General features: G+C 64.4%; 10 protein-coding genes and 3 pseudogenes. 2 read left to right on the top strand and 11 right to left on the bottom strand.

Annotation, left to right across the window (positions count from 1 at the left end):
* Positions 1-165: 165 nt before the first annotated feature.
* From OG462_RS43445 to OG462_RS43435, 3 genes and pseudogenes are all read right to left on the bottom strand, one after another.
* Positions 166-417: pseudogene (locus OG462_RS43445) on the bottom strand (hypothetical protein); the annotation flags it as partial.
* Positions 377-630 (bottom strand): annotated as a pseudogene (locus OG462_RS43440) (Tn3 family transposase); the annotation flags it as partial. The pseudogenes OG462_RS43440 and OG462_RS43445, both read right to left, overlap by 41 nt.
* A gap of 249 nt (positions 631-879) precedes the next feature.
* Positions 880-1,551, bottom strand: a complete 672-nt coding sequence (locus OG462_RS43435) for an enoyl-CoA hydratase-related protein (protein WP_406053795.1) — start codon at positions 1,549-1,551, stop codon at positions 880-882.
* A 77-nt stretch (positions 1,552-1,628) separates the two neighbouring features.
* On the opposite strand from OG462_RS43435, the gene OG462_RS43430 reads away from it, so the two are divergent.
* On the top strand, positions 1,629-1,823 hold the full coding sequence (locus tag OG462_RS43430) for a hypothetical protein (protein WP_406053796.1): 195 nt from the start codon (positions 1,629-1,631) through the stop codon (positions 1,821-1,823).
* An 814-nt stretch (positions 1,824-2,637) separates the two neighbouring features.
* Here the strand turns inward: OG462_RS43430 and OG462_RS43425 are convergent.
* The 4 genes from OG462_RS43425 to OG462_RS43410 form a co-directional block, all read right to left on the bottom strand.
* Positions 2,638-3,747, bottom strand: a complete 1,110-nt coding sequence (locus tag OG462_RS43425; RefSeq protein WP_406053798.1) for an alpha/beta hydrolase-fold protein — start codon at positions 3,745-3,747, stop codon at positions 2,638-2,640.
* A 775-nt stretch (positions 3,748-4,522) separates the two neighbouring features.
* The gene (locus tag OG462_RS43420) at positions 4,523-5,470 is read right to left on the bottom strand and encodes a sterol desaturase family protein (RefSeq protein ID WP_406053800.1); all 948 of its coding nucleotides are present in this window, start codon (positions 5,468-5,470) and stop codon (positions 4,523-4,525) included.
* Positions 5,471-6,344: 874 nt separating this feature from the next.
* Complete coding sequence (locus OG462_RS43415) at positions 6,345-6,512, bottom strand: hypothetical protein (RefSeq protein ID WP_406053802.1); 168 nt, start codon at positions 6,510-6,512, stop codon at positions 6,345-6,347.
* Positions 6,513-6,808: 296 nt separating this feature from the next.
* Complete coding sequence (locus OG462_RS43410; RefSeq protein ID WP_406053804.1) at positions 6,809-7,867, bottom strand: TIGR03617 family F420-dependent LLM class oxidoreductase; 1,059 nt, start codon at positions 7,865-7,867, stop codon at positions 6,809-6,811.
* 514 nt (positions 7,868-8,381) lie between these two features.
* On the opposite strand from OG462_RS43410, the pseudogene OG462_RS43405 reads away from it, so the two are divergent.
* A pseudogene (locus OG462_RS43405) lies at positions 8,382-8,609 on the top strand (transposase); the annotation flags it as partial.
* 302 nt (positions 8,610-8,911) lie between these two features.
* Here the strand turns inward: OG462_RS43405 and OG462_RS43400 are convergent.
* The 4 genes from OG462_RS43400 to OG462_RS43385 all read right to left on the bottom strand — a co-directional run bounded on the left by OG462_RS43400 (position 8,912) and on the right by OG462_RS43385 (position 12,321).
* A complete protein-coding gene (locus OG462_RS43400) occupies positions 8,912-9,094 on the bottom strand; it encodes a hypothetical protein (protein WP_406053806.1) in 183 nt (60 codons plus the stop codon).
* Positions 9,095-9,446: 352 nt separating this feature from the next.
* Positions 9,447-10,241 carry an ABC transporter permease gene (locus OG462_RS43395; protein ID WP_406053808.1) on the bottom strand — a complete coding sequence of 265 codons (795 nt, stop codon included), beginning with the start codon at positions 10,239-10,241 and terminating at the stop codon, positions 9,447-9,449.
* Complete coding sequence (locus tag OG462_RS43390) at positions 10,241-11,176, bottom strand: ABC transporter permease (protein ID WP_406053810.1); 936 nt, start codon at positions 11,174-11,176, stop codon at positions 10,241-10,243. Before OG462_RS43390 ends, OG462_RS43395 begins: the two co-directional genes overlap by 1 nt.
* Complete coding sequence (locus tag OG462_RS43385) at positions 11,173-12,321, bottom strand: ABC transporter ATP-binding protein (RefSeq protein WP_406053812.1); 1,149 nt, start codon at positions 12,319-12,321, stop codon at positions 11,173-11,175. The genes OG462_RS43390 and OG462_RS43385 overlap by 4 nt, the downstream gene beginning before the upstream one ends.
* Between the last annotated feature and the right edge of the window lie 17 nt (positions 12,322-12,338).

Below are 12,338 nucleotides of genomic sequence, written 5' to 3'. Positions count from 1 at the left end.
ATCCACGCGAGATCTCCAACAAGGGCCCCACGAGCAGCTACCCTCCGGAAGATTATCGGTCTCAGCTCTGCTCGCTTTTAAGTAATATCTACTCGTAACGCAGGTCTCGCGCCGGTAAGGGCTGAGTATCGCCAGATCGCTCCCTCTCAGGGGCCAGCCCCCGCGTCCAGTCTTCCGCACGGTGCGGGTCATGTCGATGGTGGTGGAGAAGATCACGCTCACCGCGATGAGGCCGAGGATTTGATCGCTTTGTCCTGTAGCTCGGGGTCGCAGCTGGTCAGCCGGCCCGGCGTTGCCGAAGTAGAGCTGCTTGGCGAATCCGCTGTAAGCCTTCGGCCGTGTTCTGGGTCGCTGGATCTGCTCGTGTAGTGCGGAGTCGGATCCTGGGGAGCAGATCGATCCCCAGCAAGTGCGCAAGCTCGAAGACAGGGAGCAACTGGCCTTGCTTATCAGCGTGGACCTGCTCCGGCTGTACCGCCGAATGGTTCTGGAGCAGGGAGTCCGATCAGATAGACGGCTTGCCACACTCCACAGAGCACGAGCCGTGAAGAGAGCGAACGTAGGTATCGGCGACCAGATGATGGGCGATCCCGCCGTAGCCTCGTACCGAATCGAGGTTTCGGCGAGGAGAAATGCCGTCGCACCAGCATCCCCCGGCTTGTCATTCAGACACACCGCCGTGCGCCACCGCTGCGAGCCGACTGCATACGGTCGGCCCTCAGGACGCAGCCTTGACGCCCACGGCGTGCCTCTTTGACGCATCCAGGGGCCCGCTCAGCTGGATGCGTCAACTGCAGCCTGCTCCGGATCGCAGCGTCTCAGCTGGTCCTGCTTGTGAGTCGGAAGCATTCCGTTAGCGGTGAGTGCTGCCAGGTGGTGTCAGCTATGGGGGCTGAGTGTCTGGTGGAGGGCGTTAACGACCCTGATGTACATGCGGTTCTTGATGGTGTGGAGGGTGTCTCCGGCTTTGGCAGAGTGCGCGTGGGCGAGTTGGTGTGCTGCCGGTCCGAGGGCGTGTTCGGAGACTGCCTGGTCGACGATGTCGGCGGTCGCTGCATCGGTCCCGCCGTAGCGGTGAGCGGTGAGCATTGCCTGGTGGGCGGTGCGGGGGGACAAGCGGGCCTGGATGAGTGCGCTCATGCCGGTGGTGAAGGGGATATCGATGTCGGCTTCGGGCAGGCACCAGAATCCACGGTCGGCCCGCATGATGCGGAAGTCGTGCGCGAGGGAGAACATCGCGCCGGCGGCGAAGGTGTGCCCTTGGAGTGCTGCGACGGTGATCATCGGCAGGGTCAGCATCCTGGCGAGGAGTCCGTGGACTGAGTTGACGTAGTCCTGCTGCTGGTCAGGATGGGCGAGAAGCCACTCCAGGTCCAGGCCGGTCGAGTAGAACTTTCCCGTAGCGCAGGTCACCAGAGCGCGCGGTCCCTTGGCCTTCTCGACCGCGTCGAGCGCGACCTGGACCGAGGCTATCCAGTCGGGATGGAAACGGTTCTCGCCGTCCCCCAGATCGAGAACGAAGACGTCGTCTTTGCGGTCCAGCGTGGGCATGACTCCTCTTCCAGACAGATTACAGCGGTCGGTGCGCGACACAGCGACCAGCAGACGAATCACAGCGCAACACCAGCATGAGCGATGCCGACGAAAAGAACGACGCCCCTGTTCATGGGCAGACCCTGCCGGACGGACAGGGCAAGGAGCTCCCCGACTCGCATCCGGTCAATGCACTATCGTCCGGACACTCTATGCGTCACGAAGAGACGCTGTTATTCGGTTTCCCCAAGGACACCAGTATGCCATCGGCGTACCTTGAACTTCGTTGACATCTACACTCTCTGCGCTCGGGTCGATTGGTCATCAAACGCGTCCAGTCTCTGGACGCGAACCTGTGGGCAACCAGAGCAGTCACCACTCATACGCGGTGCGATGGCACGGCGGGTGCCGATCGGCAGGACTCCGCACGTCTCTGCTGTTCGATCTGGGGAGAGCGCTCCTGGTGGGGCTTTCCGTAGGAGAGGAGGCTCAGTGCTCAGTGCCGAGATCCGCCGCCTGTTTCGTACGAGTCACTGAGCTTCTTCAGAGTGGCCACCGATCGGGTGACGATTGGGCCCACGAGAGCTTTGCGCTGCCGCAGCTCAGAGGGCAGTCAACCTCAGCCAGCCACTCATCCTCTGGAGTGACCGCTGAAGAAGCTCACTGCCAGAACGCGACCACGCTTGAGCCAGTTAGGGCTCGAAGTGCCGGTCAAGGGAGATGGACTGCACGTCGCGCTGGCGGCAGCGGCTGGCTCTTGGTCATGCAGCCTTCCGCCTGCCACGGTGGAGAAGTGGCGCTGTCACGGCGCGGCGGTACCGCGATGAAGTCTCCGAGCGCGTCGCGTCCCTGGTCGGGCCGTCGCCTAGACGGCGTCCCTCGGGAGCACAGCCTGGCGGAATCCGTCCCGTCGTGTTTCGTTCGCGGCCGGGCAGGGGCCAGCTGCCGGAGGTTTCACCTGCCATCGCAGGTCTCCGTGAAAGCCTGGCTGTGGGGATCCACCCTCTCGGGACATCGTCGATGCCCCTTCCAGTCGTCGGAGATTGTCACACCGGCTGCTGCCTCCGCGCTGTCGATCAGGGACTCTGGAGACTGCCTTCAACGTCAATCTGCGCGCATTTCTGCATCAAACGGCAGAAGATACTGCAGCGCCGTGGGCAATCGCCGCGCCCAGGACGACTCGGTGTGCTTTCCTGAAGGATCATAAACGTGCAACAGGTCGACGCCACTGACATGACCGTCGGCGAGTAGGGCGTCGCGGAAATGCACCGTCTCGGTGAGGCCGTCATTGTTGCCGCCGGCGTCCATGTAGAACCGCACCGGCCTTTTTCCCTGATAGGTCTCGACTCCGTGCGTGAATGCCTCTGCGTCCCACCAGAAGCTGCTCGACATGCAGCCGACTCCTCCATAGATCGCGCTGCGGGTCCAGCCGGCGTAGCAGCTAAGAAGGCCGCCCAAGGACGACCCCACCATGAGTGTGTCCGGTGCACCGATCAGGGTGCGGTAGTGGGCGTCGATGTACGGCTTCAAGGTCTGCTGGATGAAATCGAGATAGGCATCGGCGTTACCTCCCCCGTAGCGAGGGTCGACGCTCGGAGTGTATTCGCTGATTCGGCTGGACGTATTGTTTATTCCCACAACGATCGTCTCCCGTGTGGAGCCCTGGCCGATAGACCGGTCGATGGCCTCATCCACCTGCCATTCGATGCCCCCGAATGCAGACCGAGGGTCGAACAGGTTCTGTCCATCGTTCATGTAGACCACCGGATAGCGCTTGGCAGGATTTTCGCCGTAGCTCGGCGGAAGATAGAGAGTGAGATTACGACGATTATCTAGCTGCGGCGAGTAGAAGTTTGTAATCGTCACCATACTGCCGCGGGGGATGCCGAAGAACGGGTAGATATGGATTGAGCGTGAAACGGCCGTCGTGGTTTTGAAATTGCTTCCGGTGGACCAGGTTTTGTCGTTGATCAGCAGTTTGAACTCGAAGTCTCCGATCGTGGAGGGTGCCTCCCACGTCCAGACGTTCCCACTGGTCCAAGTCATCGACTTCCCGGCAGTCCAGCTCAGAGGTGCCGAACTACCGCGGATGGTCAGCTGGTTTCCCCATCCTGTGTCGTAGTGGACGAAGACCCTCACGGTATTCGGCTCAGCCTGTTCGGCGTTCGGCTGCGCTGGCCCCAACAGTGCATGAAGGAGCATCATCACTCCCATGCGTAATATGGCCCTGCGCCATCGAGTATGCATGTTCCGGACCTCCTTGATCAACAAGGGACGTCGCATTCCGGTGAGCGGCGACGTGAGCTGTCATGGCACACACGACGTGACTGTCCGGGTTGAGCCAGGCGGGCCGTAACGATGGCAACCCGCCCATGAAGGATCAGGCTCATCTCGGCGAGCTCGCCGAATTCGCTCCATGGGGGCATTTTCCCGAACCGTGGAAACAAGTCCATTCGGACGGCGTGACAGCTGGTTGCGCCGTACTTCAGTTCTGCGCGTTTGGCAGTCTCCTGGTGTTGGCTGCCTCGGCCCATCCGGCTAGGCGATGTGCCGCGCCACTGCTGCGTAAGGGGCGAGCCGGCGTCTGTCCTCTCACCTTGCTGACGCGCATCGCGACTCGGTTGTCAAGCCAGCGAAGCATCGGCTCGAACCGACGTCAAGGCACACACCAGTAATCGACTTGAGTCGGGGCGCTGACTGTTGAAAGCGTGTCGCGGGAGGCTGTGGTTCCGCGGGCTGGAGCTGGGGTGCGGGTGGCCTGTCATCGAAGCGGCGATCCGGTCCGGGGGTACCTCACTCCGAAGCGCCGAAGAGCGCAGGCAGCCTCGCACTCAGGAGTCGCTGCGAACTGCTCGGGTGCTTCCCGAGCGACCGTCCGAGACTCATGGGCATGCTCGCCGCTGATGCCCCTGCGCAAGCACTTCGGGTCGCTCGGCGGGGCCGCGCGCAAGGGCGCGGCCCCGCCGGGCTGAAGGGCCCAACTATCGGGCTACGCAGTTCGCCGACCCTCTGAGGACAAGTCAATGCCCTTCGCCCCCAGCGGTCCCGTGGACGCGGCCGGCTCCGGGGTGGTGATCCTGGTTCCAGCGGCTCCGTCGTCCAGCCGCGTCTCCGGTTGCCAGCCCGGTCTTCCAAAGACGTTCCCAGCGCGCTCGCGCCAGTGACGTGCGACTCGGACGTCTCTCGCGATAGCGGCATATTCGTGGGTAGCGACCCGCAGCGGGTTGTGGGTTGAGATGTTCTTGGTGAGACCGAAGACGGGCCTGCCGGTCTCACGGGCCCACGAGCCGAACATCCGGTCCCACACGATAAGGATGCCGCCGAAGTTCCGGTCGAGGTAGCCGCCCTGCGAGGCATGGTGCACGCGGTGGTGGGACGGCGTGTTAAGGATGTACTCGAACGGGCGCGGCAGCTTGTCGATGCGCTCGGTGTGAATCCAGAATTGGTAGACGAGGTTGACCGAGTAGCAGAAAGCCACGGTGGCCGGGTGCACGCCGAGGGCGATCATCGGTAGGTAGAAAGGCCAGGATGTGAGCGCGGTCCAGGGCTGTCGCAGCGCAGTGGTTAGGTTGAATCTGCGGCTGCTGTGATGCACCACGTGGCAGGCCCACAGTATGCGGATGACGTGGTGCGCGCGGTGCTGCCAGTAGTAGAGGAAGTCCTGTGCGATCAGCATCAGGGGAAGCGTCCACCACAGCATGGGGACACGCATGGGTGTCAGCTCGTGGACGGCGGTGTAGATCGCGACGGTCGGTAGCTTCCAGAGGAGGTCGAAGACGAGACTGCCGAGTCCCATGCCGACGCTGGTTGCCGCGTCCTTGGCGTCGTAGCCGGCAGCGTCCTCGTCGGGATGGAGCCGGTAGCTGACCATCTCCAGGATGGCGAGCAGGAGAAATGCTGGTATGGACCAGAGCACGGCATCGGGTAGGTGAGACATGTCAACGACGGTAGAGGTGGGTGCGGGGGTGCGACCAGATGCGGCTACCACCAAGTACGGGAACAGCTTGTCGGCCGGCTTTGGCGCCTTTTGACATATCAAGGCAGGAACCGGCCTATCGGATGACGTCGTGAGTCGACGAGAAGAGTGCGCACCCTGGAACGGCTTCAGGGTGCGCGCACACCGGCCACACCTCCGGCCCGGAAGCAGAACGACTCGATCGCCGCAGCATGGTACTCCTGGCCAGGCAGGTGAGCCGGGGTAGAGGCACGACAACTGGGCTGACTCACCAACTTGAGTCCCACACGATCAAGTAGGTACTCACCACTCAGGGCAGGCCGAACGGGCCAGGTGAGACTTAGGGAAAGAGAAGTCAACAGCAGAGGACACCAGCGATGCTTACTGGCACAACCTACCGCAGCACCGTTCAGGTCGGCCCCGACGTGGCCGTTCCTGACAGTGCCCACCGTCATGAGGCCAGTGAGGCAGCTACAGTTGCCGCTCGGCAAGCGATGTCGCATACGGGTGGGGGCCCTCGTGTGCTGGTTTTCCGCGGGGAGTGGTGAAGTTACTGCCACGCTCGATCTCGTACTCCGGGCGTTGTGCAGGACCCCGGCCGCGCCATCTTGAGCAGTCGACGGATTTTCGGGTTCGGTGAGGTTCATCGCCTTCGCCGGACGAACGGAGGCTCACGCCTTCGTCTCATGACCGCCGACTGAGATCGGGCTACAGCATCAGGTACTGAAGGGGGCTCGGTCACTCAGGTTGGTGTCGAGATCGGGGTATCTCCTATCGCCGCCCAACGATGACCGAGCGGCTGGCCACTCACAGTGGATGGGTCGGCGGGCGCCTTCGGGCGTCCGCCGATCGTCTGTTAGGTGATGTCGAGGTCGGTCCAGGGGTCGAGGAGGCCGTCGGTGCCGTCGTGTCCGCTTCCGGTGTGACGCGCCGGCGCGGTGACGATCAGATCCCCGCGGGCGTGCTCGTCGGGCCGGCGGGCAGCCCACGGCTCGGGAGCCTTCCGCGGACCGCCGTCACTCACATGAACCTGGACCTGCTGCTGGTCAGGATGGGCGAGTAGCAGGTCCAGGTCCAGGACGATCGACCGTGTCCGGCAGTGCGCGCACTCACTTCCAGGGCAAACGTGCTGGCGGGGAACGTTGCCATCGTGGCAGCGATCTGGACCTCAACCAGCCGCCGGAACGACTTGTGCGACTGGCTGGTCACTGCAAATAGAAACCACCTTGCCCCGGCCATAGCGCCCGGGGCATGCAACCCAACGCGACGTCCGAAAGCTCCGATGCACCTGCACGGGGCGTGCCCAGTGCCGGGCACGCATCACTCTCGGGCACCTGCCATCACCTCAAGCGCGAGACTCAGGTCTGACCCCCCACAAAGCGATGGCGAAACGCGGTGAAGCAACCCGGTGCAGCGCTCCCGGATAAGACGTCCCGCTGCTGCAGGTGACTCCGCTACCACGGCGAAGGTGCGAAGCATCTCGTCGTCGATGAGACGACCCATCTCCGACCACCTCCCACGCCTTGCCAGCGCATGAAGCTCATCCTGTAGGGGTCCCCACCCATGATGATCGAGCACCGGCCGGTAGGCTGGCGTGGACGCGTAAAAGGCGATACGTTCACGGGCTGCCCTCACGGAATCGTTGTACTCCTGCCGCGTCCGGCCGGTCGCCGTGATTACACTGCCGGCGATTTCGAAGGGGAAGCGGCTCCATGGAGCACTGTCCGCCTTTTCTTCCAGTCGTGCTTCGATCGCGCGAGGGACAACGCATGCAGCGAGGTACGAAGTTGAGCTGAAAGGGTGGCACAGCAGTCCGTCACCGACTTGCCCAGCCGTGCGTGTCATGGACGGGCCCACTGCGGCAATCAGCACTTTTGGTGGACCTGGCTCCAAAGGCGTCGGCGTGAACGTGGGTGTCATCAGGGTGTGGGTGTAGAACTCCCCTCGGAAGGTGATACTTTCCCCGGCCTGCCAACTGTCCCAGATGGCCCGAGTCGCCATCACGAACTCTCGCATGCGAGCAGCAGGGTTACTCCACGGCATCGAGAAGCGGCGGGTGATATGAGCCTTCACTTGTGATCCAAGTCCGATCACCGCTCGGCCGCCGGACATCTCTTGCAGGGTCCACGCACTGCTTGCCAGCGTCATGGGTGTCCGCGCAAACGCGACGGCAACACCTGTAGCCAGCTCTATCTTCGACGTGCGTCCGGCGGCGACGGCGAGCGCCTGGAAGGGGTCGTAAGCCGCCTCTGCCACGTACAGCCGTTCGACACCATGCTGTTCGGCCAGTTGCGCAGCCGCGGCGACGCCCGCTGGCGGCCCTGATGCCGTGACCTCCACTGCGAGAGGTGTCGCTGCTGGACGCTGGACACGGGTCATCCGATCACTCCTCGAGGAGCCGATGGCTCCCTATCGAATCGCAGCCTCGTTCTTGCGGTCGTCTCGATGCTCCACAGGTACCTGAAGTCGAACGGACGACAAATCAGCCCGGCACAGATTGTCCTGCTGCTGGAGCTCGCGTGCGATGTCGAGCGCTGGGAAAGTAGCGGCAAACGCAGAAACTGTCCAGGGGTGTTCCTTGGACAGAACGCACACATGAATCTTCGTCTGCGTTCAGTCCTTACGCCTCCCCCATCGCAGCCCGCACCACTCAGGGCGCCGGCGCCCGTGCTCGTAGTCCCCATGTCCGGCGCGACCCGTCACCGGACCCGTCCGTCCGACGCTATGCCACCGCTATCGGCCTGTGGACCAATCCCTACATCCTCAGGCACCGCCGTCGGCAGATCCGTCACCGAGCCCTGGCACTGGCCCTGCTAAGAGGCCATCTGATCTAGGTAGTTGGTGTTTTGGGATGTTCTTGTGACTGCAGACGGTGGCACTCATTGGCCAGGGTGTGACTCCTCGACGCGCGTATCGCAGTGATGTCTCCGATGCCCGCTGGGCATTGATCGAGCCGGTGTTCGTCGCCTGGCGGGCCGCCCGGTCTAGGCCCGGGACCGCTGCGCGGGTTCATGATCTGAGAGAGATCGTGAACGCGATCCTCTACGTCAACCGCACCGGGATCCCGTGGGAGTACCTGCCGCACGATTTCCCGCCGTTCAAAACCGTCTACGACTGGTATCGGCACATCACCTTCACAATGCTCGCGCACGCCTTCCTGGCCGCCACGGCGGACTACCTACTGGTCCAGGCCGCGTTCGTTCCTTCGCGGCCTGGAAGCACTCCTCGATCGCCCAGCGCGTCCCGGCGATCCTCACCAGCAACGGCTCAGTAGGCGATCTCGTCGGGCTTTCGGATGCTCCGACGGGCCAGTGTGCCCCACCGCATGCGGTAAGCAGCCTGCCCCGGTAATCGAACTCGCCGCACCGCTGCCCAATGGTAGACACGAGGGCCCTTCACACCGTCACCGCACGAGACTTTCTCCTACGCTTCGTCCGGGGGCCTGCGCGATACGGGGCAGCCCGCGGTGAACTGGGACTTGGACACGACCAGCACGTAGCCGATACCCGGCTGCTGCAGCAGCCGGCGGAAGCGGCTCTCCCCTTCGCAGGCGATGTCCGCGGTGACCCAGGCGATGGGCAGCAGCGAGGGTACGGACCGCAGCACGATGCGCCGGGCCAGTTCGCCCTTTCGTGGCGCACTCCCGCTCGTCGGGGAATCTGGTCGCGCGGCAGCGGATCCGGTCCTCGGCCCAGGACTTGGGCAGGTAGAGCTCACAGCTCCACCAGGGCCCGGCCGCAGGTGGTGGCGTAGGAGGCGAAGACGCCAGTTCTCATTGCTTCCGGCTGGTGCTGGATCCCAGCGGAGGTGATGCCCTTCTTGATGAACCCGGTCTCGTCGATGCACCCGGTCTCGTCGATGATGAGGCGGCGGCGCAGCGGCGCTCGCGCCGGGGCATAAACCCAGGACTGGAGGGGCCCACACCGTTCGCCATCCTCCCTTGCGTGGCGGGGCGTGCTCAGTGTGCTGTTCGTCTACTGCGCTGGTTCGTAATGATTTGCCCGGCCATGACCACCAGTACCGCGAGAACGAACATCGCGGTGCCGATGACGTTGATCTGAACGGGGGTTCCTCGCTGTGCCGAGCCCCAGACGAACATGGGGAAGGTGACGGTGGAGCCCGCGTTGAAGTTGGTGATGATGAAGTCGTCGAACGAGAGCGCGAAGGCGAGCAGGGCGCCGGCGGCGATGCCGGGCGCGGCGATCGGCAGGGTCACGCGCAGGAAGGTCTGCGTGGGTCCCGCGTAGAGGTCGCGAGCCGCTTCCTCCAGGCGCGGGTCCATGGACATGACCCGGGCCTTGACCGCCGTCACGACGAACGACAGACAGAACATGATGTGGGCGATCAGGACCGTCCAGAAGCCGAGCTCGATGCCCATGTTGAGGAAGAGGGTGAGCAGCGAGGCGGCCATGACGACCTCGGGCATGGCCATCGGCAGGAAGATCAGCGAGTTGATCGCGCCTCGGGCCCGGAAGCGGTAGCGGACGAGCGCGAAGGCGATCATCGTGCCGAGGACGACCGCGCCGACCGTCGCCCAGGCGGCGAGCTGGAGCGAGAGCGAGAGCGACTCGCACATGTCGGCGACGCCGCAGGGGTCCTTCCAGGCGTCGAGCGAGAACTCCTGCCAGGAGTAGTTGAAGCGTCCCTTCGGCCTGTTGAAGGAGAACGCCATCACCACGAGGTTCGGCAGGATCATGTAGGCGAGCGTCAGCAGGCCCGCGATGACGACGAGGTTCCGACGGATCCAACGCATCAGACCAGGTCCTCCGTTCCCGCTCGGCGGATGTAGACGGTGACCATGGCCAGCACGATCGCCATGAGGATGAAGGAGAGTGCGGCGGCCGTCGGGTAGTCGAGGACCCGCAGGAACTGCGACTGGATGACGTTGCCGACCATCTTGGTGTCGGTCGAGCCGAGCAGTTCGGCGTTGACGTAGTCGCCGCTCGCCGGGATGAAGGTGAGCAGGGTGCCGGAGACGACGCCGGGCATCGACAGCGGGAAGGTCACCTTGCGGAAGGTGGTCGCCGGGGAGGCGTACAGGTCCTGCGCGGCCTCGTGCAGCCGGCCGTCGATCCGCTCCAGGGAGGTGTAGAGGGGCAGGATCATGAAGGGCAGGAAGTTGTACGTGAGACCGCAGACGACCGCCATCGGGGTGGCGAGGACGCGGTCGCCCTCGGTCCAGCCGATCCAGCTGGTCACGTCGAGGACGTGGAGCGCGTTGAGCGCGTCGACGACCAGGCTGTCGTCGGCGAGGATCGTCTTCCAGGCCAGCGTCCGGATGAGGAAGCTGGTGAAGAAGGGCGCGATGACGAGGACGAGGAGCAGGTTGCGCCAGCGGCCGGCCTTGAACGCGATCAGATACGCGAGCGGGTAGCCGAGCAGCAGGCAGAGCAGGGTCGCGGTCCCGGCGTACAGCAGGGAGCGTATGAACTGCGGCCAGTACTCCTGGAAGGCGTCCCAGTAGGTCTGGAAGTGCCAGGTGACCTTGAAGCCGGCTTCGAGCGAGCCCGTCTGGACCGAGGTCGAGGCCTGGTAGACCATCGGCAGCGCGAAGAAGACGAGCAGCCAGATGATGCCGGGCAGCAGCAGCCAGTAGGGGACGAGCCGCTTGCGGGTGGAGGGCTTGCGCAGAACCGGTTCCTCGACCGGCTGCGGCGCCTCCTCCTTCGTGAGCGTGGACGTAGTCATCCGGCGTCCTCCACCGTCTCCACGCCGGCGTCGATGTCCTGGGCGGCGTCGAGCCCGAACGTGTGCGCCGGGTTCCAGTGCAGGACGACCTCCGCGCCGGGGACCAGGCGGGTGTCGCGCTCGATGTTCTGCTCGTACACCTGGAGCTCCGCGCCCGCCGGCGAGTTCACCACGTACTGGGTGGAGACGCCGATGAAGGAGGAGTCGACGATCCGGCCGGTGACCCGGTTGCGGCCGTCGGCGATCGAACCCGCGTCGTCGGCGTGCGCGAGCGAGATCTTCTCCGGGCGGATGCCCACGAGCACCTTGCCGCCCTGGCGGACGGCGGAGGTACAGCGGTCGCCGGGGACACGGAGCTTGCCGCCGCCGGCCGTGACGAGGACGTCGGTACCGGTCTCCAGGACCTCCGCCTCGATGAGGTTGGAGGTGCCGAGGAAGTTGGCGACGAACGTGGTCTGCGGGTTCTCGTACAGGTCCGCCGGGTTGCCGAGCTGCTCGACGCGGCCGCCGTTCATCACCGCGACCTGGTCGGCCATCGTCATGGCCTCCTCCTGGTCGTGGGTGACGTGCACGAAGGTGATGCCGACCTCGGTCTGGATCCGCTTGAGCTCCAGCTGCATCTGGCGGCGCAGCTTGAGGTCGAGGGCGCCGAGCGGCTCGTCGAGGAGCAGCACCTGCGGGTGGTTGATGAGCGCGCGGGCGACGGCGACGCGCTGCTGCTGGCCGCCGGAGAGCTGGTGCGGCTTGTGCCGGGCCTTGTCGCCGAGCTGGACGAGTTCCAGCATGTCGTCGACCTGCTTCTTCACCGACTTGATGCCGCGGCGGCGCAGGCCGAAGGCGATGTTCTCGGTGATGTCCATGTGCGGGAAGAGCGCGTAGGACTGGAAGACGGTGTTGACCGGCCGCTTGTACGGCGGGAGGTCGGTGACGTCCTTGTCGCCGAGGAAGACGGTGCCCGTGCTGGGGTCCTCCAGGCCGGCGATCATCCGCAGCGTGGTGGTCTTGCCGCAGCCCGAGGCGCCGAGGAGGGCGAAGAAGGAGCCCTGCGGGACGGTCAGGTCGAGCGGGTGGACGGCGGTGAAGGAGCCGTACGACTTGCTGATCCCGGTGAGACGGACGTCGCCGCCGGTGTTCTTGTCAGTCATGGGTTGTGGTCCCGGAT

Source organism: Streptomyces sp. NBC_01077 (genome assembly GCF_045162855.1).
Taxonomy (GTDB): Bacteria; Actinomycetota; Actinomycetes; order Streptomycetales; family Streptomycetaceae; genus Streptomyces.
This window is presented reverse-complemented; position numbering and strand designations above follow the sequence as displayed.